This is a genomic window from Kocuria tytonis (assembly GCF_003226895.2).
GTDB classification, from domain to species: Bacteria; Actinomycetota; Actinomycetes; order Actinomycetales; family Micrococcaceae; genus Kocuria; species Kocuria tytonis.
The window spans coordinates 50,637-76,044 of the sequence record NZ_PNJG02000001.1 but is presented as its reverse complement, the minus strand read 5'-3'; the positions used below and the strand labels follow the sequence as shown (position 1 = coordinate 76,044).

Here is a 25,408-nt window from a genome sequence, read left to right as displayed (position 1 = left end):
GAAGGGGTGGGATGGGATGTCAGTGGCGGGCGTGCTCGAGCGTCAGCTGCGCCATCACCTGGGCGGCGTCGCGCACGCCGTGGCCGGCGGAGGCCTGCGCCATCGCCCCCAGCCGGGCGGCGTCGGTGACCAGGGGCGCCACGGTGTCGCGGTAGAACTGCGGTGTGAAGTCCTCGTCCGCCACGAGCTCGGCGCCCCCGGCCGCCACGAGGGACCGGGCGTTGAGGGCCTGTTCGCCGTTGCCGATGGGCAGCGGGACGAACACGGCGGGCAGCCCCACGGCGGCCACCTCGCACACCGTGGCGGCCCCGGCCCTGGCCACCAGGAGGTCCGCCGCCGCGTAGACCCGTTCCATGCCGTCCACGAATTCCGTCTGCACGTAGTTCTTGGCCCGCAGCAGCTCGCCGTCCGGGGTGCGGACCTCCTTGGTCCGCCCCGTCACGTGCAGCAGCTGGTAGCCCTGCTCCCCGATCTCGCGGGCCACGGCCGCCACGGTGCGGTTCATGGACTGCGCCCCCGAGGATCCGCCGGTGACCACCACGGTGGGCAGGTCCGGTTCGAGTCCGAGCGCGATGCGTGCCCGCTCGCGCTCGGCGGAGCGGTCCAGGGTGGCGATCTCCTCCCGCATGGGCATCCCCACCACGCGGGCCCCCCGCAGCGGGGTGTCCGGGAACGCGGTGGCCACCACGGACGCGAAGCGCGCGCCCACGCGGTTGGCCAGCCCCGGCTTGGCATTGGCCTCGTGGATCACCACGGGGATCCTGCGCCGGGCGGCCGCGAGGTACACGGGCGTGCACACGTAGCCGCCCACGCCCACCACCACGGTGGCCTGCTGCGAGTCGAGGATCCGCCCGGCCTGTGCCACGGCCGCGGCCATCCGGCGCGGCAGCCGGAGCAGGTCCGGTGAGGGCCGACGCGGCAGCGGCACCCGCTCGATGAGCTCCAGGGGCACCCCGGCGGCGGGCACGAGACGGGTCTCCATGCCGGACGCCGTCCCCACCGCGCGCACGCTGGCGTCCGCCCGCGCCTGCTGGATGGCGCGGGCAATGGCGAGCAGGGGGCTGATGTGCCCCGCGGTGCCACCGCCGGCCAGCACCACGCGCGCTGAACCCGCGCGCTGCTGCGGCTGGTCGGAGGGCTGGGTGGACGTCATCGGTTCCCCTTTCCGAGCCGGCTGCTCACGAGCCGGCGCCAGGACGGACGGTCGTGCTCGGAGGCGGTGTCCAGTCCGCGCTCCCGCGCCTCCTGCGTGTCGAGGATCTGGTCCCCGGCGCGCACACGGACGGTGCGGGGCACGCGGGCGAAGGACATCACCACGCCCACGGCCGCCATGGTCATCAGAAGCGCGGAACCACCGTAGCTGATGAACGGCAGCGGGATCCCGATGACGGGCAGCAGCCCGGTGACCATGCCCAGGTTCACGAAGGCCTGGCCCACGAGCCACGTGGTGATGCACGCCGTGGTGATCCGCACGAAGGTGCTGCGCGTGCGGGTGAGGATCCGGGCCATGGCGACCACCATCACGATGAACAGCGCCAGGATGATGGTGGTGCCCACCAGACCGAGCTCCTCACCGATGATCGAGAAGATATAGTCGTTGTGCGCCTCGGGGACGTAGTTGTACTTGAGCCGGGACTGCCCGAGCCCCACTCCCCACCAGCCGCCGGTGGCCAGCGCGTTGAGACCCTGCTGGGCCTGCCAGCACGCGTCCGTGGCACCGCACTCGCCGAAGAGCCAGCCCGTGATGCGGTCCAGGCGGTGCGGTGCGGTGACCACGAGGAAGAGACCCGCCGCGACCAGCAGGGCACCGCCCCCCACGAAGATCCGCAGCGGCGCCCGCGCGAACCACAGGGCGGCCGCGTAGATCAGGCAGAACACGATGGCCGTGCCGGCGTCCCCTCCGGCCAGCACCATGCCCGTGGGCACGATGAATCCGGCGAGGGAGGGCCACAGGGCCTTCTTCCACTCGTGCTCCACCTCCGCGCCCTGACGGGTGAACAGGGCCGCGAGCCACAGGCTCAGGGCGAGCTTGGCCAGCTCCGAGGGCTGGACCGACTGGCCGCCGAGCACGAGCCAGTTGCGGTTGCCGTTCACCTCGCGGCCCAGCGGCGTGAAGACGAGCAGCGACAGCAGCACGCTCAGCAGCCACAGCGGCCAGGCCGCCCGGCGGAACACGTGGGTGGGCACGAGCGAGAGCCCGAACATGGCGAGCAGCCCGAGCAGCGCGAACACGGCCTGCCTGCCGAACAGCGCGTAGGCGGAGCGCGAGTCCGAGATGGACTCCACGGCGGAGGCCGAGAGCACCATCATCACGCCGATGCCGGTGAGCAGCACCACGCACCCGGCCAGCGCGTAGTAGGAGTGGAAGAGGGGGCCGTCCGTGACCTGGTGCCACAGCCGGCGGGCCCGGGTGCTCAGGGCCGCGCCCCGGGCGGTGGTCTCGCCGACCGTGGTCGCGGCGGGCCGGTCGGTGGTGCGGGTGGCCATCAGAAACCCAGTTCCTCGTGCACGCTGCCCGTGAAGGCGGTGCCGCGGTCGGCGTAGTCCGAGAACTGGTCCATGGAGGCCGCCGCGGGTGCCATGAGCACGGTGTCCTGCGGTGCCGCGTGCTCGCGGGCGAGCCGCACGGCGCGGCGCATCACGGCGTGGCCGTCCGCGGGGTCGATCCCGCTCGCGGAGGCATCCGCCGCGGTGCCGGGGGTCGCGTGCAGCACGGGCACGTCCGGGGCGAGTCGCGCGAGGGAGTCCAGCAGGGCGGCGTCGTCGGTGCCGATCACCACCACCGCCTTGAGCCGGGTGGCGTTGCGCGCCACGAGGTCGTCGTAGCCGACCCCCTTGGACAGCCCGCCGGCGATCCACACCACGGAGTCGAACGCGGACAAGGAGGCCTGCGCGGCGTGCGGGTTGGTGGCCTTGGAGTCGTTGATCCAGCGCACGCCGTCGGACTCGGCGACCAGCTGGATCCGGTGGTCCCCGGGGCGGTGGGCGCGCAGACCGTCGCGCACGGCCTCCGGTTCGACCCCGGCGGCGCGGGCCAGGGCCGCGGCGGCCAGGGCGTTGGCCACGCCGTGCCGCGTGGGGATGGCACCGGTGTCCGAGACCGAGCCGATCTCCGCCGCGGTCTTCACGCGGTCCGGCACGAACGCGCGATCCACGAGCAGGTCCTCCACGACCCCCAGCATGGACAGCCCCGGGTGCTGGGTGGTGAAGCCCACGGCACGGCAACCCTCGACCACGTCCGCGGCCTCCACCAGTTCCTCCGCACCGGGCTGCTCGGCGTTGTAGACGCACGCCACCCGGGTGTTCTCGTACACGCGGGACTTGTCCGCGCGGTAGTTCTCGAAGCTGCCGTGCCAGTCCACGTGGTCCTCGGCCACGTTGAGCACCGCCGAGGCCAGCGGGGACACCGAGTGCGTCCAGTGCAGCTGGAAGCTGGAGAGCTCCACGGCCAGCACGTCGTACTCCACGGGATCGCGCAGGGCGTCCAGGATGGGGGTGCCCACGTTGCCCACCGCGATGGCCTTCAGCCCCGCCGCCTGCAGGATGGACGCGGTCATCCCCACGGTGGTGGTCTTGCCGTTGGTCCCCGTGATGCACAGCCACTCGGGGCTCTTGCGGCCCTCCCGTCGGTTCACGCGCCACGCGAGCTCCACGTCCCCCCAGATCTGGATGCCCTCCTCACGCGCCGCACTCAGCAGCGGGCTCGAGGGCCGGATCCCCGGGGAGGTGACCACCAGGTCGGGACGGCGCCCGGCCACGTCCGGGACTTCCGCCATGGCGTCCGGTCCCAGCACGACGTCGCTCGCGCCCACGATGCGCAGCGTGTCCGCGCTCTGCCGGTTGCGTTCGGTGTCCCCCGCGTCCACCACCGTGACCACCGCGCCGAGCTCGATGAGGGTGTCCGCGGCGGCGAAGCCGGAGACGCCGATGCCCGCGACCACCACGTGCAGCCCGGACCAGGGGGCGTCCCAGCTGGTGAGCTCCGCCAGCCGGGGGTTCTCCAGAACGGGGTTCTCGTTGCTCGCGTGCATCATGTCCGGTGTCTGCCTCGTCCTCGGGGGTGGGTGTGGGGTGCTGTGGTGGGTGTCCGGTACGCACCGGACGGCGGCGTCAGTGCAGGGCCTCGGTGCCCGGGAACGCCCCGCCGTTGTGCAGCAGCCAGTCCCCGTAGAACATGCCCAGGGCGGCGGCCACGAAGAGCCCTGCGACGACCCAGAAGCGCACCACGATGGTGACCTCCTGCCAGCCCTTGAGCTCGAAGTGGTGCTGCAGGGGCGCCATCTTGAAGATCCGCTTGCCGTGGGAGAGCTTGAAGTAGCCCACCTGCAGGATCACGGACAGGGTGATCACCACGAACAGACCGGCGATGAGCACCAGCAGCAGCTCGGTGCGGGACAGCACCGCGAACGCGGCGAGCGCGCCGCCGAGCCCCAGGGACCCGGTGTCCCCCATGAAGATCTTGGCCGGGGAGGTGTTCCACCACAGGAAGCCGATGAGCGCACCCACCAGGGCGGCCGCGACGATCGAGAGGTCCATGGGGTCGCGCACCTCGTAGCACGCGGCCTGGGACACGTTCTGGCACAGGTGACCCGCCTGCCACAGGGCGATCAGCATGTAGCCGCTGAACACCAGGATGGACGCGCCCGTGGCGAGCCCGTCCAGACCGTCCGTGAGGTTCACGGCGTTGGTGGTGCCCGTGGCGATCAGGTTCACCCAGATCACGAAGAGCACGGCTGCGACGACCGGTCCGGCGAACGCGAGGTCGACCCCGGTGTCCCGGGTCCACGAGATCGCGGTGGACGCCGGGGTGTGGCCGGCGGCGTCCGGGAAGAACAGCACCAGCACGGCGAAGGCGCTGCCGATCGCCCCCTGGAGGACGATCTTGCCCACGGCGGTCAGGCCGAGGTTCTGCTTCTTGGAGATCTTCTTGTAGTCGTCCAGGAAGCCCACGAGCCCCATGCCCAGCATCAGTGCGAGCGCGAGGATCCCCGACAGGGTGACCCCGCCGTTGGCCGGCCAGGCGACGATGCTGATCAGGTGCGTGACGAGATAGGCCGCCACCACGGACAGCAGGATGGCCACACCGCCCATGGTGGGGGTGCCGCGCTTGGTCTGGTGGGAGGTGGGGCCGTCGTCGCGGATGTACTGGCCGTAGCCGCGCCGCGCCAGGACCTTGATCAGCGCGGGGGTGCCGAAGATCGAGAACGCGAGACCGAGCCCCGCGGCCATGAGCAACTGGATCACGGGACTCAGCCCTCCTGTCCGGTCGGGCCCTCGGGGGCCTCGGCGCTCGTGGGCCCGTCCGCGCGGGCGTCCGTGCCGCTGCTCGTCGCGGCGCTCGCCGCGGCGACCCGGTCTCCCAGGTGGTGCAGCCCCGCGGCGTTCGAGGACTTGAACAGCACGATGTCACCGGGGCGCAGCACGGAGCGCAGGTGCTCCTCGGCCTGCTGCGCGTCCGCGACCCACACGGCTTCCGCGCCCCAGGACCCCTCGAGGGTCGCGGCGGTGAAGACGGGGCGGGCGAGGTCCCCCACGGCCACCACCTGCGAGATGTTGAGCCGCACGAGCAGCTGACCGAGGTCCGCGTGGGCGGCGACGGACTCGTCGCCGAGCTCGTGCATCCCACCCAGCACAGCGATGGTGCGCCGGGGCGGCGTGTCCGCGTCCCCGCGGCCCAGCTGCGCGAGCGTCTGCAGCGCCGCCTTCATGGACTGCGGGTTGGCGTTGTAGGCGTCGTTGACGACCGTCACGCCGTCCGCGCGCTCGGTGCGCTCCATGCGCCAGCGGGAGCGCGGACCGCGGCCCTCGAGACCCGCCGCGATGCGCGCCGGGTCCACACCGGCCGCGAAGGCCACGGCGGCCGCGGCCAGCAGGTTGCTCACGTGGTGCTCCCCGATGAGCCGGGAGCGCACCGGGTGGGCGGAGCCGTCCGGGAAGTGCAGGGTGAACGCGGGACAGCCGTCGGCCCCGGTGGTGACGTCCTCCGCCCACACGCGCGGGTCCTCGTGGGCGGCGTCGTGGGCGTCCGGGCCCAGGCCGAAGGAGATGACCCGGGCGGCGGTGCGCTCGCGCATGGGACGCACGCGGGCGTCGTCGTCGTTGAGCACCGCGGTGCCCTGCGGGGCGAGGGGCTCGACCATCTCGCCCTTGGCGCGCGCGATGTTCTCCACCCCTCCGAACTCGCCGGCGTGCGCCGAGCCCACGCACAGCACGGCCCCCACGTCCGGGCGCACCATCTCGCACAGGTAGCGGATGTTGCCGATGTGGGTGGCGCCCATCTCGATCACGAGGTACTCGGTGTCCTGCTCGGCGGTGAACACGGTGAGCGGAACCCCCACCTCGCCGTTGTAGGAGTTGCGCGGGGCCACCGTGGGCCCCTCGGCACCGAAGATCCCGTGCAGCAGGTCCTTGGTGGTGGTCTTGCCCACCGAACCGGTGACCGCCACGACCGTGACGGGGTGCTCCGAGCGCAGCTGCTGCAGCACGAAGCTCGCCAGGGCGCCCATCGCGAGCACCACGTCCGGGACGACGACGCACGGGAGGGCGGCGCCGGAGCCGTCCGTGACCTCCCGCTCGGTCAGGTGCAGCACGGCGCCGGCGGCCGCGGCCTGCGGCACGAACCGGTGGCCGTCCGTGGTCTCCCCCGGCTTGGCCACGAACAGCGCGCCCGCCGTGACCTCCCGGGAGTCGGTGGTCACGGAGGTCACGGTCACCGCGTGCGGGTCCGCGACCCCCACGAGCCGCCCGGAGACGGCGTCCGCGACCTGCGCGGCGGAGATGGCAATCATTTCTGCTCCTTCGTCTGCGAGTGCAGGGCCGCCAGGGCGTCCCGCAGCTCCACGCGGTCGTCCAGGGGAACGCTCACGCCGTTGAAATCCTGTGCGGTCTCGTGGCCGCGCCCGGCCACGATGATCGAGTCCTCGGGGCGCGCCATCCGCACCGCCGTGCGGATCGCGGTGGCCCGCGGTTCGATTACGAGCACGTCCGTGGCCCGCGCACCGTTCGCCACGGCCTCGCGGGCGCCCGCGGCCACCTGCTCCCGGATGGGCGCGGGGTCCTCGGCGTGGGGGTCGTCGTCCGTGATGATCACGATGTCCGCCTCCTCCGCGGCCACCCGGCCCATCACGGGGCGCTTGGTGGTGTCCCGCTGGCCCGTGGCGCCGAAGACCACGATCACGCGGCCGTGCTCGTCCTGCGGGTCCACCGAGCGCAGGGCACGCACCAGCGCGTCCGGGTTGTGCGCGAAGTCCACGAGGGACGTGGGCGCGGTGCCCACCAGCTGCATGCGTCCGGGGACGCTCGTGGTCAGCGGGTCGTGCTCGTCCAGGGCGCGCTGCAGGGTCTCCACGGCCACGCCGGAGTCCAGCACCATGAGCACGGCCAGCGCCGCGTTGGCCACGTTGAACTCGCCGGGCAGCCCCGTGTGCACGCGCAGCTCGCGGCCGTCCGTGTGCTGCAGCACGAAGGAGGTGCCGATGCCCTTGCGCGTGAGCGAGCGCAGCGTCCAGTCCGCGGCCCCGTCGCCGCAGGACGCGCTGTCGCTGCCGCGCAGCGCCACGGTGGAGACGTTGCCCACGCCGAGGTTCTCGCGGGCGTGCCGGGCCATGGCCACGCTCCACGGGTCCTCGTCCGACAGCACGACGACGGCGCGGCGCGTGCGCTCCCGGGTGAACAGCTGCGCCTTCGCCGCGAAGTACTCCGCCATGGACCCGTGCAGGTCCAGGTGGTCCTGGGTGAGGTTGGTGAACCCGGCGACGTCGTAGTGCACGCCGTCCACCCGGTGGAACTCGAGCGCGTGGGAGGAGACCTCCATGGCGGTGACCGTGATCCCCCGCTCCCGCATCAGCGCGAGCAGGGAGTGGACGTGCGGTGCCTCGGGGGTGGTGAGCCGCGAGGGGACGGGCGTGTCCCCCGCGAGGATCTCGATGGTCCCGATCAGACCCGTGGTGTGCCCCAGGGCCCGCAGGATCGAGGTGATGAAGTACGTGGTGGTCGTCTTGCCGTTGGTCCCGGTCACCGCGAACAGGCCCTGCCCCGCACCCGCGGCCGGGTGGGAGTCGTAGACGGCGGCGGCCACCGGCCCCACCCAGCAGCGGGGCTCGGTGCTCACGAGCACCGGCAGGTCCACGCGGGCGGCGGCGAGGGCGCGGGCCCCGTCCGGATCCGTGAGGACCGCCACGGCACCGGCCGCGGCGGCGTCGGCGGCGAAGCGGGCGCCGTGGACCTGCGCGCCGGGCAGCGCCGCGTAGAGGTCCCCGGGCTGCACCTCCCGCGAGTTCAGGACCACGCCCGTGACGGCGGCCGCCGCACCGGACGCGGCCGGGACCAGCTGCGCGCCGGTCAGCCGCGCGAGGTCCTCCACCGTGTGGGACACGGGACGGGACGGACGCATGCTCTGCGCGTCGGCTCCCTCTTGGGCAGATGCCACCATAGAAATCCTCATCGAACCTGTCTGCGGACGTCCCCCGTCCACCCGGGCCGGTGTCTCACCGGAAAGCTGCTGGTGCAAAGCGTGTCTGAGTCCGAAGTTTAGCCCTGGGACTCGTCCCTGCCCGGCTCCGGCCAGGTCTGCTCGAGGGCGTTGCCGGGTGTCACGTCCTTCTTGAGGTTCGCCGGGACCTGCATGTCGAACTTGGGGCCCTGCGTGGTGGAGGGCGCCACGTTGTAGTGGTGCAGCACCTGGGACATGATCGTGGAGAACGTGGAGGTCACACCCACCGTGTGGACGTCGCCCTGGGGGCGCTGCATGGTCACTCCCACGAGGTACTGCGGATCCTCCATGGGCGCCACGCCCACGAACGAGGTGGTGAAACCGTCGTAGCCCCCCGACTCGCTCGGGGCCTCGGCGGTGCCGGTCTTGCCGCCCACCCGGTACCCCGGGACAGCGGCCTCCTTGGCGCCGCCCTGGGTCACCACGTTCTCCATCACGTCCAGGGTCTGCCGGGCCGCGGCCTCCGAGATCACCTGCTTGGGCTCCGGGCGCTGCGGGGTGCTCACGGTGCCGTCCGCTGCGGTGGTGGACTCCACGATGCGGGGCTCGATCTGGCGGCCCCCGTTCGCCACGGCCTGGAAGATCGACGCCGTGCGCAACGGTGTCTGCGACACGCCCTGGCCGAACAGCACCGTGTACTCCTGCCGGGCGTCCCACTGGGCCGCCGGGGAGAGGATGCCGGTGGACTCCCCGGGCAGCTCGATGCCCGTGGCGGAACCCACCCCGAACTTCTCCAGGTTGTCGTGGCGGGCCTGCTTGTCCATCTTGGAGCCCATGATCACGGTGCCCGTGTTCATGGAGTCGCCGATGATGCCCGCGAGCGTGCGGTTCTGCGCCCCGTGGTCGAACGCGTCCGTGATCTTCTCGGAACCGATCTGCAGGTACGGCGGCACGGTGATCTGCGTCTCCGGGGACGCGATCCCACGGTCCATCACACCGGCCGCGGTGGCGATCTTCTCCGTGGAACCGGGTTCCACGGCCTGCGTGACCGACCGCGCGGAGAGGTCCTCCGCCTTCGCCTTGCCGGGCACGTTCGGGTCCACCGACGAGGTGTCCGCGAGCGCCTGGACCTTGCCGGTCTTCACGTCCATGACCACCACGGAACCCCACTCGGCCTTGAGCTGCTTGGCGCGCTCCCGCACCGCCTGCTCCGCGAAGAACTGGACGTCGCTGTCCAGCGAGAGCCGCACGTCCGCACCGTTCTGCGCTGCCTTCTGCTCCTGCGGGGCCACGGGGATGCGCACCCCGTCACCGGAGATCTCGAAGCGGCGCTCGCCGTCCGTGCCGCGCAGCAGGGCGTCCTGGGTCTGTTCGATGCCGCCGAGGGCCTGGCTCTCCCCGCCCAGGAACCCCACCACGGAGCCGCCCAGGGAGCCGTCCGGGTAGCTGCGCTGGAAGGTGGGCTGGCCGTAGACGTAGGGCAGGTTCAGGTCGCGCAGCTTGTTGTACTGCTCGGGGGTGACGCCGCGCGCCACGTAGTTGAAGGTCTTGTCCCCGTCCAGGGCGTCCTTCACCTCGGTGTCCCGCATGCCCAGTGCATCGGCGATCTTGTAGACGGCCTGCGTGGGCGTGATGGTCTGGGTGGAGCCGTCCTTGCTGGGCACGCTCACGTCGCTCACGGCGGTCTGGTCCACGGTGATGTCGTAGCGCTGCAGGGTCCGGGCCAGGACGTCGCCCCGGGCGTCGGTGATCTGCCCGCGCACCGCCGGGATCGGCTCCACCAGCGTCCGTCGGCTCGCGGCGGCCTCCGCCCGGCCGCCCGGGTCCAGGCCCTGGACCCAGAAGAGCCGACCGACCACCATGAGCAGCAGCACCAGGAGAACGGCGATGCCCACCTGCATGCGCGTGTAGGGCCTGATCAGGCGGTTCCTGCGCGCGGGTGATGCTGACACGGTCTTCCTCGATTCCTGGGCTTCAGCGTGGTGCGGTGACCTCCGACGGGTGCTGGTGACGGTCCGGTGGTGGACCGCAGGGGTCAGTGACCGGGGGCGCGCTGCGAGGGCGCGGGGATCGAACCGCCGTTGAGGTCCCGGGACTCCTCCGCCTTCTGGGCCGCTTCACGCTGCGCGGTCTTCCTGTCCGCCTCCTCCTTGGCCCGCTTCTCGGCGCGCTCCTCGGCGGCCCGGCGGTTCGCCTCGGCGGCGTCGGAGCCCTTCATCTCGGCGGGGGGCACCAGGATGTTCTGCGGGTCCGACTTCTCGGCGGCGCTCGACGGCGCGGTCACGGCACCCGTGCGCAGGTCGATGCTGCCCACGTCCTTGGCGGGCACCATCCCGAGGTCGTTCGCGCGGGCCGCGAGGTTCTGGGGAGCGGAGTTGGCCTCGATGTCCTGGGTGAGGGCCTCGTTCTCCTGGGACAGGGCGCGCTCCTGACCCGTGAGGTCGGTGAGCTGGTACTGGCCCTGGGTGATCTGGATGTTGAGCAGCAGGATGCCCACGAGCGCGGCGGCCAGTGCCAGGGCGCACATCACCACCGTGGAGACACGGCTGCGTCGCGGCACGCGACGGGGCACCACGGACAGCGGGCGGCGGGCGTCCCGGGCCGGACGCCGGGAAGCCGCGGTCGGCGGGGCGGAGGTCGCCGCACTGCTCATCGCGTTCTCCCTGGGGTCGTGGTGTCGCGGAGCCGCTCGGCGGCCCGCAGCCGGGCGGAGGCGGCCCGGGGATTGCCCAGAGTCTCCTCCTCGGAGGCCCGTTCCGCGCCGCGGGTGAGGACCTTGAGGACGGGTTGGTGCTCGGGCAGCTCCACGGGGAAGCCCCTGGGCGCCGTGGAGCGGGCACCGCTGGCGAACTCCTGCTTCACAATTCTGTCCTCCAGCGAGTGGTAGCTCATGGCGACGACACGCCCACCCACCCTGACAGTTCCCACGGCCGCCGGGATCGCGCGTTCCAGGACGTCCAGCTCCTCGTTGACCTCGATCCGCAGGGCCTGGAACGTCTGCTTGGCGGGGTGCCCCTTCTTGTGCTGGGCCGCCGCGGGGACGGCGGAGCGCACCACGTCCACGAGCTCGCCCGTGCTCCGCAGCGGGGCCTTGGCCCGAGCCGCCACGATGGCGCGCGCGATGCGGGGCGCGAAACGGTCCTCACCCCAGCGGTAGATGATGTCCCTGAGCTGCGCCTCGGAGTACTCGTTGACCACGGTGTGGGCGGAGAGCTCCGCGTGGGAGTCCATGCGCATGTCCAGTGGGGCGTCGAACGAGTACGCGAAGCCCCGCTCGCGCTCGTCCAGCTGCAGTGAGGACACGCCCAGGTCGAAGAGGATCCCGTCCACCCGCTCCACCCCGGCCGCCGCGGCGGCGTCGGCGATGTGGTCGTAGGTGGTGTGGATGCTCGTGAACCGGGACCCGAACGGGGCCAGGCGTCTGCCCGCGAGGTCGAGCGCCTGCGGATCCCGGTCGATGCCGACCACCCGGACACGGGGGAACCGTTCCAACAGCGCCTGGGTGTGCCCGCCCATTCCGAGGGTGGCGTCCACCACCACGGGGTTCTCGGTGTCCAGCGCCGGGGCCAGGAGGTCCAGACACCGCTCCAGCATCACGGGAACGTGCCGCTCCTCGGCGGGCGCGTCTTCCATATGCCGGGCTCCTGGTCTGTTGCGGGTGGTACTCGTGCGGAGGTGGACGGGCCGGGGGCCCTCCCGTGGGACGGGGTGCCCCGCGGACTCACCCCGGGCGTCACGGACACCAGATCCCCATCCGCCGCTCGCCCCTCGAATCCGGCCTGACTCGGGGGAAGTCGAGTCAGGACGGTGACGTGGGCGGCTGGAGATCTCATGGCCGGGACTCCGCCGGGATCCGGTCCTAGAAGAGTCCGGGGATGACCTCGTCCTCCGTCTCGGAGAAGGCCGCTTCCTGCTCCGCCAGGTACTGCTTCCACGCGGCCGCATCCCAGATCTCGGCGCGGCTGCCCGCCCCGATCACCGCCAGTTCCCTGTCCAGTCCCGCGTAGGAACGCAGGGACGCGGGAATGGTGATGCGTCCTTGCTTGTCCGGGGTCTCGTCCGAGGCCCCGGAGAGAAAAACGCGGATGTAGTCCCTGGCCTGCTTGGACGACAGCGGCGCCGCTCGCATCTGCTCGTGGACCCTGGCGAACTCCTCGGCGCTGAACACGTACAGGCATCGTTCCTGTCCGCGCGTCACCACGAGTCCGTCCGCCAGTTCCGCCCGGAACTTGGCCGGAAGGATCAGCCTCGCCTTGTCATCGAGACGCGGTTCGTATGTTCCGAGAAACATCGTCACCGCCCTTGATTCGGGGTCAGCCCAACCCGCGCTCCTCTACCGCGCTCCACTTTACTCCACTCCACTCCCCGGTCAATGCACATGCACACCGCGCCGCGGTGTGCCGTGGGCCGCCAGGCCGGACGGCACAGCCGCGGCGGACGCACGCGTCGCGCAACGGCCGCGCCTGCCGAGGGCCCTGGAACACGAAGAACTCCCCGGCGGTGCGCCGGGGAGTTCGTGGTTGGGGAGCCGAGCGGGGTGGGAACGGGGTGGCGGTGTGGCCGGTCAGTGCCCGCCCTGGTTGCGCCTGTCCCACTTCTCCTCGAGGTTCTGGAGGAAAGTGGAGGACTTCCTGGCGCCCGAGGGCGTGCGGGGCCGTGCACCGGGCTCGGAGTCCACCGGGCCCGGTACGGTCCTGCTCCGGATGGTGGCCACGTACGTGCCGGCGGCCATGATCACGAATCCCAGGACCCCCACCACGATGAGGTGCGTGGCGACTCCCGCCAGCAGCACGCCGAGGCCGACCACGGCGAGCACCACTCCCAGCACGAGGTTGCGCATGGACCCTCGGGTCCGCACCGTCTCGGTGTGCATGCTGGATGCGAAGCGGGGATCCTCTTCGTGCAGCTGCTTCTCGAGCTGCGCGAGAAGCTGCTGTTCGTGCTCGGAAAGCGGCACGATTCCTCCTGTGGTGTTGAGAAGAGCGAGGCTGTGGCCCGGGGCCGTCCCTCACGTACCGTCCAGAATATCCCGTGCGGGGCGGTTTGGCACCGTAGGGTCCAGCAGTTTCGCCGGGCGCACGATCCCGGGACCGAAGCGGTGGTGCACGCGGTCCATGGCTTCCTCCGCGGCACCCCACTCGGCCTCGCGGCCGTCGAGGCTCAGCTGCAGGGCGTGCTCCGCCCCGAGCAGCTTCTCGGCCCGCACGCCGACGAGCCGAACGGGCTGCGGGCGCGGCCCCAGCGCGTCCAGCAGTCCCGCGGCCTCGGAGTAGAGGTCGTGCGCCGAGGTCACGGGGTGTCCGAGGGTCCTGGACCGGGTGATCGTGGTGAAGTCCGCGTACCGCAGCTTGAGACCCACGCGGCCCGCCCGCAGCCCGTGGCGCCTGAGCCGGGCCGCGCTGTCGTGGCACAGGCCCAGCAGCACGCGTTTGAGGTGCGCGGTGTCCGCAACGTCCGTCTGGAACGTCCGCTCGGCGCCCAGGCTCTTCTCCTCGCGCACGGGCGTCACCGGCCGCGGGTCGTGACCGAGGGCCAGCTGCTTCAGGTGGGTGCCCGAGGCGGTCCCCACGAGCGCGTGCAGCCGGGGCAGCGGTGTCTGCGCGATGTCCCCCACGGTGGTCAGTCCCGCCGAGCGCAGCAGCTCGGAGGTCCGCCTGCCCACGCCCCACAGCCGGTCCACCGGCAGCCGGGCGAGGAAGGCGCGGGTGTGCTCGGGAGCGACGACGAGCAGCCCGTCCGGCTTGCAGTGGGCGGAGGCGATCTTGGCCACCGTCTTGTTCTCCGCGATGCCCACCGACGCAGTGAGACCGGTGCGCTCCTGGATGGTCCGGCGCAGGCCGCGCGCGATCTCCACCGGGGGGCCGCAGCGTCGGATGGCCCCCGAGACGTCCAGGAACGCCTCGTCCACGCTCAGCTGCTCCACGCGGTCCGTCACCGAGCGGAAGATGTCCATGACGATCCGCGAGTAGTGGGAGTAGGCCTCGCGGTGCGGTTCGAGCAGCACGGCGGAGGGGCACCGCGCCCGGGCCTGGGAGACCGGCATGGCCGAGTGCACGCCGAACCGCCGGGCCTCGTAGGAGGCGGACAGCACCACGGAGCGCGGCCCGGACCCCGCCACGATCACGGGCCGACCCCGGTGCTGGGGGGCGTTCAGCAGCTCCACCCCCACGTAGAACATGTCCATGTCCACGTGCAGGATGGCGCAACCGCGGTATTCCGCCAGCTGTCGAGGGCTCGGACCGCCCATGTGCTCGCCCCTCCCCTGTCGTCCTGCACCCCAGCGTAGGCGGGGACACCGACACGCGGAGCCGGGCCCGCGGCGCCCTGCGGGCTAGGCTGGTCGCGTCCCGCCCGATGCGCCCCGCCGCACGGGGAACCGGCCGGACGTCCGCCGCTCCGGGACCCGGCGGACCTCCCAGCACGACAGCAGAGGTGCCCAGGAATGACCCCTTCCCACAACTCGCCGGCCGCCGCGAGCGCCGCGACCCAGGACCGAGACTTCGCCGAGCGCCTGGACGCCCGGATCGCCCAGTTCTTCGGGGTGGAACGGGAGCGGGTGGGCGCCATCTCGCCGCACGCCACGCGCCTGGTCACCGCGATCGAGGACCTCACGGAGGGCGGCAAGCGCCTGCGTGCCAGGCTGTGCCACTGGGGCTGGCGGGCCGCCGGGGGCGGCGCGGACTCCGGCGTGGTCGTGGCCGCCGCGGCGTCGCTGGAGCTGTTCCAGACCGCGGCGCTGATCCACGACGACATCCTGGACCGTTCGGACACCCGCCGCGGGCGGCCCAGCGTGCACCGCGTCTTCGAGGCCGTGCACCGCGGGTCCGGGTGGGCCGCGGACCCCGAGCACTTCGGTGTCAGTGCCGCCGTCCTCACCGGGGACATGAGCCTCTCCTTCGCGGAGCAGCTCTTCGCCGACGCCGCCGGTGCGGTCCCGGCGGAGGCCGCGCGCACCGCGCGGGACATCTTCTCCACGATGCGCACCGAGGTCATGGCCGGGCAGTACCTGGACGTCCACGCGGAGGTGGCGCCCCCTCCGGAGGATCCCCGGGAGCAGCTGGAACGCGCCATGACGGTGCTGCGGTTCAAGTCCGCCAAGTACTCGGTGGAGCATCCCGTGGCGATCGGGGCCGCGCTCGCCGGTGCCGACGGCGCGTTCCTCGAACGCTGCTCCGCGTTCGCGCTCCCCCTGGGCGAGGCGTTCCAGCTGCGCGACGACGTCCTGGGCGTCTTCGGGGACCCCGCCACCACGGGCAAACCCGCCGGGGACGACATCCGGGAGGGCAAGCGCACCGCCCTGATCGCGCTCTGTGCCGCCACCAGCTCACCGCGGCAGATGCAGTGGCTCGAGTCCGTGCTCGGCCGCGCAGACCTCTCGCCGGAGGAGGTGGACAGGGCCAGGGACCTCATCCGCGACAGCGGCGCCCTCGACCGCTCGGAGGAGCTCATCGACTCCCTCGTGCACACCAGCGACGAGCAGCTCGCGGCACTGCCCGCGTCCGACGTGGCGCGGGCCGGTCTGCGTGCCCTCGCGGACGCCGCGGTCCGCCGGGCGAGGTAGCCGCCCGGGCGAGTGTTTCGGGTGGCCCCGGGTCAGGGCCCCGCGGTCACCAGCCGAGGGCCTGGGCGCGGCGTCGCACCTCGGTCTTCTGACCGCGGCGCAGCGCGTCGATGGGGTGCCCCGGCAGGGACTCGTCCTCGGTGAACAGCCACCGGATGGCCTGGGCGTCCGTGAACGCCGCGTCGCGCAGCACGGCCACCGTGCCCTTGAGGGACTCCACGGGGTGCTCGCCGTCCATGAACGCGGCGGGAACCACGCGCACCCGGTCCTCGGGACGGCGCACCTCGAGCAGCGAGCCGTCGTCCATGAGGCGGTGCACCCGGGTGACCTGGATGCCCATGGCCTCCGCGATGTCCGGGAGGTGGGTCCACTCACCCACGAGTGAGTCGAGCTCTGCGAATTCCTGGGGCGTCAGATCGGTTGTGTAGTTCACGGGCACTACTGTGCCACGGCTGCCCGGACAACTCACGGAACCGGTCCGCCCACCGGGGGTCGGGTAATCTGGGGACACCGTGCGGCGCCCGAGGGTGCCCCGCGGTCCTCCCCGTTTCCCCCATCTCGAGACAGGTGTCACGAACATGCCGGTTGACCCGCACCAGGGCCGCCCGTCCCCCCGCAGCGCGTGGTCCCGCCGGGCCGCCCAGGGCTCCGCGGCCGCGCTCGCCGCGCTCACGGCGCTGGGCTCCGCGGACGCCGCGCAGGCCACTCCGGTGACGCCCCAGACCGTCCACGTGACCCAGCAGCAGCACGCGGGGCACGTCACGGTGGCCCCGGGGGACTCGGTGTGGTCCCTGGCCACCGCGCACGGTGTGAGCGTGCAGGCACTGATGACGGCCAACGACATCCCCGCCCACGGCATGATCCGTCCCGGGCAGCGCCTGGCCCTGCCCGGTTCCGCGGCGGCCCCCGCGCACGACGCCGCGGCCGCCACCTCCGAGCCGGCCCACCCCGTGACCCAGCGGTCCGGGTCCTCCGGCGGGACCGCTCGGCACGGCTCGGCCGCTGACGGCGCCGCGGCCCGCCCCGTGCGGACCCGGGACGCCGCCCCGGTGGCCGGGCACCACAGCGTGGCCCCCGGGGACACCCTGTGGGAGCTGTCCCGGCGCCACGGCGTGAGCGTCGCGGAGCTGATGTCCGCCAACCACCTCTCCCCCGGTGCCCTGCTGCGCCCGGGCCGCGTCCTCGTGCTGCCGGCGGGCGCCGAGCGGCAGGGGGACGCCGCGTCGTCGACTCCCGCGGGTCCACCGCACCGGTCCGCACCTGCCGGGGCGGCACCGGCGGACGCGTCCGGGACGCCGGGGCCCGACGGGACACCGCCCGGGGCCCGCCCCGCCGTGGGCCGGGCCTTCGCCGGGCGCGAGTACCCGCGGGAGGTCGTGGCCTCGGCGAACGCGCACCACGCGCAGCTGCGGCGACAGGACGTGCCCTCCCCCGCCGAGATCCGGGAACTGGTGGCCGCCACCGCGCGCAGCATGGGTGTGGATCCGGCTCTCGCGCTGGCGCACGCGTCCCAGGAATCCGGGTTCCACCACGACGCGGTCTCCCCCGCGGACGCCGTGGGCACAATGCAGGTGATCCCGTCCGCCGGACGGTGGGCCTCGGCCATGGTGGGCCGGGACCTGGACCTGCTGGACCCGCAGGACAACATCACCGCGGGGGTGGCCATCATCCGGGAGCTGCAGGACAGGGCACCCTCCAAGGCCGTGGGGATCGGCGCCTACTACCAGGGTCTGCACGGCGTGAAGACCTACGGTATGTATTCCGACACCAAGGCGTACGTCAGGGCCGTGAGCGCACAGGAACGAGAATTTGCCCAGTAGCAGCATGAACGACCACCGCGTGGGAACACTCCTCGAGCACCGGTACCTGGTGCGGCGCAGGATCGCGCGCGGGGGCACGGCCGCGGTCTACGAGGGGCTCGACGAGCGCCTGGAACGCCCCGTGGCGCTGAAGATCATGCACCCGCACTTCGCGGACGATCCTTCCTTCGTGGCCCGGGCGCAGCGCGAGGCGAAGTCCGCGGCGCGGCTGCACCACCCCAACGTGGTGTCCGTGCTGGACCAGGGCCGCACCGCGGACGGCGTGCTGTACCTCGTGCTGGAGTACGTGGACGGCCCCACCCTGCGCGACGTGATCGCCCGTGAGGCCCCCATGGACCCCCACCGGGCCCTGGACCTGCTGATCCCCGTGCTGCGGGGACTGGCGCAGGCCCACCGGATCGGCCTGGTGCACCGGGACGTGAAGCCGGAGAACGTGCTGCTCACCTCGGACGAGCAGGTCAAGGTCGCGGACTTCGGCCTCACGCGGGCCGTGGACGACCACACGGCGAGCACCACCGTCCTGGGGACCGTGGGCTACGCCGCGCCCGAGCTCGTGGGCGACGGTCCCGTGGACCAGCGCAGCGACGTGTACGCGGTGGGCATCATGGCCTACGAGATGCTCACCGGCTCCCGCCCCTACACGGGCACCGCGCTGCAGGTGGCCACCGCCCACGTGAGCAGGGACGTCCCCGCGCCGAGCGGGATCGCCGCGGGCATCCCGGCCGCCCTGGACGAGTTCGTGCTGCGGGCCACCTCCCGGGACGCCTCCCACCGCCCCGCCGACGCCGCCGCCCTCCTGGATCTGGCCCTCGCGATCCGGCGTTCGCTGCCGGAGCAGCTCGATCCGCCGTCGCTGCGGGGAGCCGCCACAGGGAACCGCACGGCGGCTCCCACGGAGGTCCTGACCGGTGCGGGACGCATTGGGGACGGAGGGGTCGACCCCCGCGAGGAGACACCCACCAGAGCGATGGGCCCGCGGGGAACCTCCCCGCACGAGTGGGACGAGGCGCCCACCGAGGCCCTCGGGTGCCCGGACCGGCGGAGAGACACCCCGGACGAGCCGGCCACGGAGGCCCTGGGCACCGCGCATCCTCGGACCGCCACCACGGTCAGCGCCGCCGCGGACGTGCGCGCGGCACCGTCCCGGACGGGCCGTGGGACGCCGGCCGGCACCCCCATCCTCCCCGCGTGGGACGCCGACGCCACCGGGACCATTGCCACCGCGCAGGTGGGTTCCACCGCGCGCCGTGCGCCCGGGACTCCGCGGGTGCGGCTGAACCCGCAGCCGCGGCCGCTGCACGTGGCGATCGCGGTGGTGGTCTTCGCGCTCCTGCTGACGGTCGCGGGCTTCCTCGGGTGGTGGCTCGGTTCCGCGCCCGGGGCCGCATCCGCCACGGTGCCCGCCGTGGCGGGTCAGGACACGGCCACCGCGGAACGCGCCCTGCACGCGGCGGGTATCGGCAACGTGGGGGTGCGCACCACCACGAGCCGGGACGCCCCCGAGGGCACGGTGCTCGCCACGGATCCCGCGGAATCCGCCACCGTGCGGGGCATCGAACAGGTCAACCTGGTGGTGTCCTCGGGCCCCGCCCGCGTGGACGTCCCCGCACTCACGGGGCGCTCCGCGGACGACGCCCGGAGCGCCGTCGTCGACTCCGGGCTGGACGTGGGGGCCGTGACCGGCGAGTACTCCACCCGCCCGGAGGGCACCGTGCTCTCCCAGTCCCCGGCGGCGGGCACCGCCGTGGACGAGGGGACACGGGTGGACCTGACCGTGGCGGCGGCCACGCCCCAGGGACCGCCCCCGAACGTCGTGGGCCAGGACGCGGATGCCGCACGGACGGACCTCGAGCAGCAGGGCTACACGGTGCGCGTGGAGACCCCCGTGGGGGCGCACCTGAACCGCGTGGTGCGCCAGCGCGAGGAGGGCACCACCGTGGTCCTCACGGTGATCTGACTCAGTGCTGAGCGGAGAGGTACTCCGCCACCAGGAACGCGATCTCGAGCGACTGCATGTGGTTCAGACGGGGATCGCACAGGGTCTCGTAGCGCTCCGCGAACGAGGACTCGGCCACGGGGTCGGAGCCCCCGAGGCACTCGGCGACGTCGTCGCCGGTCATCTCCACGTGGATGCCGCCGGGGAACGTGCCCAGCTCACGGTGCACCTCGAAGAACCCGCGGACCTCGTCCACCACGTCCTCGAACCTGCGGGTCTTGTACCCGGAGGGCAGCGACACCGTGTTGCCGTGCATGGGATCGGTGACCCACACGGGCTTGGCGCCGGACTCCTCCACGGCCCTGATGACCGGCGGCAGCTTCTCCCGGATGTTCGCGGCGCCCATGCGGGTGATGAACGTCAGGCGCCCGGGTTCGCGCTCGGGGTCCAGGGCGTCGATGAGGCGCAGGGCGTCCTCGCCGGTGGTGCCGGGACCGAGCTTCACGCCGATGGGGTTGCGCAGCCTGGAGAGCAGGTCCACGTGGGCGCCGTCGAGGTCGCGGGTGCGCTCCCCGATCCACAGGAAGTGCGCGGACGTGCCGTACGGCAGGTTGGTGCGCGAGTCGATGCGGGTCAGGGCGCGCTCGTAGTCGAGCAGCAGCGCCTCGTGACCCGCGAAGAACTCGGTGGTGCGCAGGGCGTCGAAGTCCGAGCCGCACGCGGCCATGAACTTCACGGCGTGGTCGATCTCGCGCGCCATGGACTCGTAGCGGGCGTAGGCCGGGTTGGCGGCGAATCCCATGTTCCAGGCGTGCACGCGGCGCAGATCAGCGAAACCACCCTGGGTGAACGCACGGATCAGGTTCAGCGTGGAGGCGGAGGTGTGGTAGCCGCGGAGCATGCGCTTCGGGTCGTGGCCGCGGGACTCCGCCGTGAAGTCGAAGCCGTTGACCATCTCGCCGCGGAAGGACGGCAGCGTGACGCCGTCCCGGGTCTCCTCGTTGGAGGAGCGCGGCTTGGAGAACTGTCCCGCCATGCGGCCCATCTTCACCACGGGCAGGGACGCGCCGTACGTGAGCACCACGGCCATCTGCAGCAGGGTGCGCACGCGGCCGGAGATCTTGTCCGCGGTGGCGCCGGCGAAGGTCTCGGCGCAGTCACCGCCCTGCAGGAAGAAGGCCTCGCCGTTGGCCACCTTGGCGAGGCGCTCCCGCAGCGTGTCCACCTCCCCGGCGAAGACCAGCGGGGGCACCGCGTTGAGCTCCTGGATCACGCCCGCGAAGTCCGGGTGCTCCGCCCACTGCGGGTGCTGCCCTATGCTGCGGTCCCGCCACTCGTCCAGCCCGGGGTGGGCGGTAGTACTGGGGGACGGGGACATCACGGATCGGAACTGTTCGGGCAGGGTCTCGGAGCTCATTGAACCAGTCTAGGCCGTACCCCCGGGGCCGCGCTCGTCCGTTCCACCGCGGGGGCGTCCCTGCAGCTTCGCGCCCAGCTCGCCGGCCTGCTGGGACACGGCGTCGGTCATGGCGCGGCCCCTGTCCCGCGTGGCCTGGGCGACGTCGCGGGCCTGGGCCCTGAAGGACGCGGACTTCTCCTCCGCGAGCCGCCGCTTGTGGTCCGCGGCGTAGACGTCCGCGGTCTCCTGGCCGGAGAGCTCCGCGATGGCCGCCATGATCTCGTCCGTGACGCGACGCATGGTCGGGTGGTCCCCGTGCCGGGACGTCAGGTGCGAGAAGTCCATGGGCTCCCCGAAGACGGTGGTGATCCGCGCGCGGCGCGGGTCCGGGAACCGGGAGCCGAGGGGCTGCATCTTGTCCGTGCCGATCATCGCCACGGGGATCACCGGGGCACCGGTCTCCAGTGCCAGGCGGGCCACACCGATCTTGCCCCGGTAGAGCCGTCCGTCCGGTGAGCGCGTTCCCTCGGGGTAGATCCCCACGAGCTTGCCCTCCGCGAGCGCCTGCCCGCCGGCGCTGAGCGCGGCGGCACTGGCCCGGCCGCCGCGGCGGTCCATGGGGATCTGGTTGATGGCCCGGAAGAACGTCGCGACGATCCGCCCGCGGATCCCAGGGGTGTGGAAGTACTCGGACTTGGCCAGGAAGTAGACCTGCCGGGGCACGGCCACCGGCATGAAGATGGAGTCCGGCACGGAGAGGTGGTTGCTCGCCAGGATGGCCGGGCCGTGGGCGGGCACGTGCTCGAGGCCGATCACCGTGGGGCGGCACACCAGGTTGACCACCGGGGCCACCACGTAGTTCCGGAGGAACATGTACACCATGGGCGGGAACCCTTTCGTCGCTGCGGAGTGCTCCGACCACGGTGACGTGCTCCGTGCCGGCGGGGGCACGCCCCGGCCGGGCGGTTCCCCGGGCGATTCTCTCACGGGCTGCGCGGTGATCGGCACAGGTGACTGGCACAATGGCGCCATGGCAACGGATCAGCAACAGCACGGGCCCCTGCACCTTCCGGGAGGGTCCTCGGTGGGCGTCCTGGTGCTCCACGGCTTCACGTCCACCACCGCCTCCGTCCAGGACTGGGCGCGCGCCGTCCACACCGCCGCGGACGACTCCGGGGCGCACCCCGGGGTGTCCGTCCCGCTGCTGCCCGGTCACGGGACGCAGTGGCAGGATCTCGCCGCCCAGCCGTGGCAGGCATGGCGGGACGCCGTGGACGAGGAGTTCTGGCGGCTACGCGCCCACCACGAGCACGTGGTGGTGTGCGGGCTGTCCATGGGCGGAGCGCTCGCGCTGCACACGGCCGCCCGCCGGGACGTGGCCGGGGTGCTGCTCGTGAACCCCGCGCTGGCCCTGGTCAACAGGATGGCACGGTTCAGCCACGTGCTCTCCCGGGCGGTGCCGACCCTGCAGGGCATCGGCAGCGACGTTAAGCGGCCCGACGCCCTGGAGTCCGCGTACGACCGCACGCCCCTGGCCGCCGTGGCGCAGCTCAACCTGCTCATGCACCGCACCGTGCGGATGCTCCCCGCGGTCACCGCCCCCACCGTGGTGTTCCGCTCGGACGAGGACCACGTGGTCTCGGGGTCCTCGGCGGACCTGGTGGCGCGGCGCAGCTCGGGTCCCGTCCGGATCGTGGCCCTGCCCGACAGCTACCACGTGGCCACCTTGGACCACGACGCCCCCGTGATCGAGGGCGAGTCCCGCGACGCCGTGGCCCGGCTGTCCCGCGGGGAGGCCTTCCTGCCCGCTGGGCCCGGCACCCCGGACGGCGCCCGATGACCCCGCGGGAGCCCTCGGACGACCCGTTCGAGAGCATCATCCGGGGCAACACGTGGGACGACGTCCCCCGGGACGACGAGGACATGGAGCCGTGGGCCGAGGACCTCGCATGGGCGCCCTCGGAGCAGCCCCCGGAGGACGTGCCGGTGGAGCTGCAGGACACCGCGGCGGACGAGACCTACGACCCCGATCCCGGACCGGTCACCGGCGGGATCTCCCCGGCCATGCTCCGGGCGCTGAGCGTGGTGGTGGCGGTGGTCGTGGTCGTGGTGGGGCTGTCGCTGCTGCCCGGCCCGCTGCCCACGCTCGTGTGGGTCGCCGGTCTCGTGGGTCTCGTGGGAGGGCTGTTCCTCGTCTTCCGTGCGTTGCCGGAGGACTCCCCCGAGGGGGACGACGGCGCCGTCGTCTGAACCGCCGTACGCGGTGGTGCCCGTCCATGCCGCGCCACCCGGTTCGCACGCGCCGCGGGTCCGTGCGGACGCCACCGCACCACCCCCGGCCGCGGACACGTCGCGCCCGGTCGAGTGTGAAGGTGAACACATCGTAAACTGGGACCCGACCCCGCCAGGAAGGTAGTTCCCCATGAGACGCGTCAGCGCCCCGGCCATCGTCGACCCCCTGCCGTACCCCGGCATCGCCCACATCCTCGCGGAGCGGGCGAACACGCGACCGGACCTCGTGCTCTACACGGTCCTGGCCGAGGGCCGGGAGCGTGACGTGACCGCCCGGCAGTTCCGGGACGAGGTGGTCGCGCTGGCCCGCGGCATGGCGGAGCAGGGCATCACGCCCGGTGACCGCGTGGGTCTGCTGAGCCGCACGCGCTACGAGTGGACGCTCGTGGACTTCGCGCTGTGGTGGCTGGGCGCGGTCCCCGTTCCCGTGTACGACACCTCCTCCCCCGACCAGATCGCATGGATCCTCTCCGACTCCCGGGCCACGGCCGTCTTCGTGGAGACCGACGAGCTCGCCGAGCGGGTGCGCCGGGCCGCGGAGATCACACCGTTCCCCGCCGCAGACCGGATCCGCGTGTTCGACACGGAGACGGCCGAGGCCTCGCTGACGGCGCTGATCTCCGCGGGCTCGCGGCGCACCGACCTCACCGAGCCCTATGACGGCGTGCGCCTCGACGACGCCGCCACGCTCATCTACACCTCGGGCACCACGGGCCCACCCAAGGGCTGCGAGCTCACCCACCGCAACTTCGTCTCGTGCTCCCAGAACACGATCCCCGTGGCCGGGGAGATCATGCACGAGGGCGCCCGCACGCTGCTGTTCCTGCCGCTCGCCCACGTATTCGCCCGGTTCGTGGAGGTCACGTCCCTGGACGCGGGCATCACGCTCGCCCACACCCCGGACGTCTCCCAACTCATGGCGGACCTGGCCCGGTTCAAGCCCACGTTCATCCTGGCCGTGCCCCGCGTGTTCGAGAAGATCCTGGTGGGCGCGCGCTTCAAGGCCCAGGCGGGCTCACGGGTCAAGGAACTCGTCTTCGATCGCGCGGTGACCACCGCCGTCGCGTGGTCCAAGGCCTCCCAGCAGGGGAAGGTCTCACCGGCTCTGGAGCTGCGGCACCGGCTCTACGACAGGCTCGTGTACGCCACGCTGCGCGAGGCCATGGGCGGGGCCGTGCGGTACGCCGTATCCGGGGGTGCCGCGCTGGGCGAGCACCTGGGGCACTTCTTCAACGGCATCGGCGTGTACGTGGTGGAGGGCTACGGGCTCACCGAGACCACCGCACCGATTGCCGGGAACTTCCCGGCCATCAACCGCATCGGCACGGTGGGGCACCCCATTCCCGGCAACGAGGTGGCGATCGCCGCGGACGGCGAAATTCTGGTGCGCGGCGCCAACGTGTTCGAGCGCTACAACGGCCTGCCGGAGAAGACGGCCGCGGCCTTCCTGGACGGCTGGTTCGCCACCGGGGACCTCGGGCACCTGGACGAGGAGGGCCTGCTCACGGTTACGGGGCGCAAGAAGGAGATCATCGTGACCGCGGGCGGCAAGAACGTGATCCCCACGCAGCTCGAGGACCCCATCCGCGCCTCCGCCACCGTGGGGCAGGTCATGGTCGTGGGTGACAACCGGCCGTTCGTGGCCGCGCTGATCACCCTGGACCCCGAGACCCTGCCGAACGTCCTGCCCTCGCTGGGTCTGGACCCCGGTCTCACGGTGGCCCAGGCCGCCCGCGAGGACGCCGTGGTCAAGCACGTGCAGCGCATCGTGGACCACGCCAACACCAAGGTCTCCCGCGCGGAGGCCGTCAAGGCGTTCCGGATCCTGGACCGGGACCTCACGGTCGCGGACGGGTACCTGACCCCCTCTCTCAAGCTCAAGCGGGCCAAGGTCTCCGAGGACTTCGCGGACGTCATCGAGGAGATCTACACCAAGTAGCGCCCCGCCGGCCCCACGGCGACGCCGCCC

21 protein-coding genes are annotated in these 25,408 nt (G+C 72.5%); 6 read left to right on the top strand and 15 right to left on the bottom strand.

Annotated features, from left to right (window positions below; translation table 11 throughout):
* Window positions 1-19 precede the first annotated feature (19 nt).
* From murG to dinB, 12 genes are all read right to left on the bottom strand, one after another.
* Window positions 20-1,153: an undecaprenyldiphospho-muramoylpentapeptide beta-N-acetylglucosaminyltransferase gene (gene murG, locus C1C97_RS00325; RefSeq protein WP_121029504.1), complete on the bottom strand. Its 1,134-nt coding sequence runs from the start codon at window positions 1,151-1,153 to the stop codon at window positions 20-22.
* Window positions 1,150-2,487, bottom strand: coding sequence for a putative lipid II flippase FtsW (gene ftsW / locus C1C97_RS00320; protein WP_110920043.1), 1,338 nt, complete (start codon window positions 2,485-2,487; stop codon window positions 1,150-1,152). The genes murG and ftsW overlap by 4 nt, the downstream gene beginning before the upstream one ends.
* On the bottom strand, window positions 2,487-4,034 hold the full coding sequence (gene murD / locus C1C97_RS00315; RefSeq protein WP_121029502.1) for a UDP-N-acetylmuramoyl-L-alanine--D-glutamate ligase: 1,548 nt from the start codon (window positions 4,032-4,034) through the stop codon (window positions 2,487-2,489). The genes ftsW and murD overlap by 1 nt, the downstream gene beginning before the upstream one ends.
* 76 nt (window positions 4,035-4,110) lie before the next feature.
* Window positions 4,111-5,244: a phospho-N-acetylmuramoyl-pentapeptide-transferase gene (mraY, locus tag C1C97_RS00310; RefSeq protein ID WP_110920041.1), complete on the bottom strand. Its 1,134-nt coding sequence runs from the start codon at window positions 5,242-5,244 to the stop codon at window positions 4,111-4,113.
* 5 nt (window positions 5,245-5,249) lie between these two features.
* Window positions 5,250-6,788, bottom strand: coding sequence for a UDP-N-acetylmuramoyl-tripeptide--D-alanyl-D-alanine ligase (locus tag C1C97_RS00305; protein WP_121029499.1), 1,539 nt, complete (start codon window positions 6,786-6,788; stop codon window positions 5,250-5,252).
* On the bottom strand, window positions 6,785-8,431 hold the full coding sequence (locus C1C97_RS00300; protein ID WP_121029497.1) for a UDP-N-acetylmuramoyl-L-alanyl-D-glutamate--2,6-diaminopimelate ligase: 1,647 nt from the start codon (window positions 8,429-8,431) through the stop codon (window positions 6,785-6,787). The genes C1C97_RS00305 and C1C97_RS00300 overlap by 4 nt, the downstream gene beginning before the upstream one ends.
* A 98-nt stretch (window positions 8,432-8,529) precedes the next feature.
* Window positions 8,530-10,332, bottom strand: coding sequence for a peptidoglycan D,D-transpeptidase FtsI family protein (locus tag C1C97_RS00295; RefSeq protein ID WP_199712177.1), 1,803 nt, complete (start codon window positions 10,330-10,332; stop codon window positions 8,530-8,532).
* A 134-nt stretch (window positions 10,333-10,466) separates the two neighbouring features.
* Window positions 10,467-11,084: a hypothetical protein gene (locus tag C1C97_RS00290; RefSeq protein ID WP_110920037.1), complete on the bottom strand. Its 618-nt coding sequence runs from the start codon at window positions 11,082-11,084 to the stop codon at window positions 10,467-10,469.
* Window positions 11,081-12,064: a 16S rRNA (cytosine(1402)-N(4))-methyltransferase RsmH gene (rsmH, locus tag C1C97_RS00285; RefSeq protein WP_121029493.1), complete on the bottom strand. Its 984-nt coding sequence runs from the start codon at window positions 12,062-12,064 to the stop codon at window positions 11,081-11,083. Before rsmH ends, C1C97_RS00290 begins: the two co-directional genes overlap by 4 nt.
* 226 nt (window positions 12,065-12,290) lie before the next feature.
* Window positions 12,291-12,722: a division/cell wall cluster transcriptional repressor MraZ gene (gene mraZ / locus C1C97_RS00280; protein ID WP_110920046.1), complete on the bottom strand. Its 432-nt coding sequence runs from the start codon at window positions 12,720-12,722 to the stop codon at window positions 12,291-12,293.
* 273 nt (window positions 12,723-12,995) lie between these two features.
* Window positions 12,996-13,388, bottom strand: coding sequence for a DUF3040 domain-containing protein (locus tag C1C97_RS00275; protein WP_110920035.1), 393 nt, complete (start codon window positions 13,386-13,388; stop codon window positions 12,996-12,998).
* A gap of 51 nt (window positions 13,389-13,439) precedes the next feature.
* Entirely contained in the window at window positions 13,440-14,678 is a 1,239-nt protein-coding gene (gene dinB, locus C1C97_RS00270; protein WP_110920034.1) for a DNA polymerase IV, read from the bottom strand.
* Between the two features lie 195 nt (window positions 14,679-14,873).
* On the opposite strand from dinB, the gene C1C97_RS00265 reads away from it, so the two are divergent.
* On the top strand, window positions 14,874-15,992 hold the full coding sequence (locus C1C97_RS00265) for a polyprenyl synthetase family protein (RefSeq protein ID WP_121029491.1): 1,119 nt from the start codon (window positions 14,874-14,876) through the stop codon (window positions 15,990-15,992).
* Between the two features lie 46 nt (window positions 15,993-16,038).
* Here C1C97_RS00265 and C1C97_RS00260 read toward each other — a convergent pair whose 3' ends face one another.
* The gene (locus C1C97_RS00260; protein WP_199712145.1) at window positions 16,039-16,431 is read right to left on the bottom strand and encodes an Rv2175c family DNA-binding protein; all 393 of its coding nucleotides are present in this window, start codon (window positions 16,429-16,431) and stop codon (window positions 16,039-16,041) included.
* Between the two features lie 139 nt (window positions 16,432-16,570).
* Here C1C97_RS00260 and C1C97_RS00255 point away from each other — a divergent pair, with 139 nt between their 5' ends.
* Both C1C97_RS00255 and C1C97_RS00250 read left to right on the top strand, forming a co-directional pair.
* Window positions 16,571-17,812 carry a LysM peptidoglycan-binding domain-containing protein gene (locus C1C97_RS00255; RefSeq protein WP_121029489.1) on the top strand — a complete coding sequence of 414 codons (1,242 nt, stop codon included), beginning with the start codon at window positions 16,571-16,573 and terminating at the stop codon, window positions 17,810-17,812.
* Window positions 17,813-17,816: 4 nt separating this feature from the next.
* Entirely contained in the window at window positions 17,817-19,769 is a 1,953-nt protein-coding gene (locus tag C1C97_RS00250; RefSeq protein ID WP_121029487.1) for a protein kinase domain-containing protein, read from the top strand.
* A 1-nt stretch (window position 19,770) separates the two neighbouring features.
* Here C1C97_RS00250 and C1C97_RS00245 read toward each other — a convergent pair whose 3' ends face one another.
* Entirely contained in the window at window positions 19,771-21,126 is a 1,356-nt protein-coding gene (locus C1C97_RS00245; RefSeq protein WP_407657251.1) for a class II 3-deoxy-7-phosphoheptulonate synthase, read from the bottom strand.
* A gap of 48 nt (window positions 21,127-21,174) precedes the next feature.
* A complete protein-coding gene (locus C1C97_RS00240; protein ID WP_407657230.1) occupies window positions 21,175-22,020 on the bottom strand; it encodes a lysophospholipid acyltransferase family protein in 846 nt (281 codons plus the stop codon).
* A gap of 157 nt (window positions 22,021-22,177) precedes the next feature.
* Here C1C97_RS00240 and C1C97_RS00235 point away from each other — a divergent pair, with 157 nt between their 5' ends.
* From C1C97_RS00235 to C1C97_RS00225, 3 genes are all read left to right on the top strand, one after another.
* The gene (locus C1C97_RS00235) at window positions 22,178-22,987 is read left to right on the top strand and encodes an alpha/beta hydrolase (protein WP_121030449.1); all 810 of its coding nucleotides are present in this window, start codon (window positions 22,178-22,180) and stop codon (window positions 22,985-22,987) included.
* Complete coding sequence (locus C1C97_RS00230; RefSeq protein ID WP_110920132.1) at window positions 22,984-23,397, top strand: hypothetical protein; 414 nt, start codon at window positions 22,984-22,986, stop codon at window positions 23,395-23,397. The genes C1C97_RS00235 and C1C97_RS00230 overlap by 4 nt, the downstream gene beginning before the upstream one ends.
* Before the next feature lie 172 nt (window positions 23,398-23,569).
* Complete coding sequence (locus C1C97_RS00225; RefSeq protein ID WP_121029483.1) at window positions 23,570-25,378, top strand: AMP-dependent synthetase/ligase; 1,809 nt, start codon at window positions 23,570-23,572, stop codon at window positions 25,376-25,378.
* Window positions 25,379-25,408 lie beyond the last annotated feature (30 nt).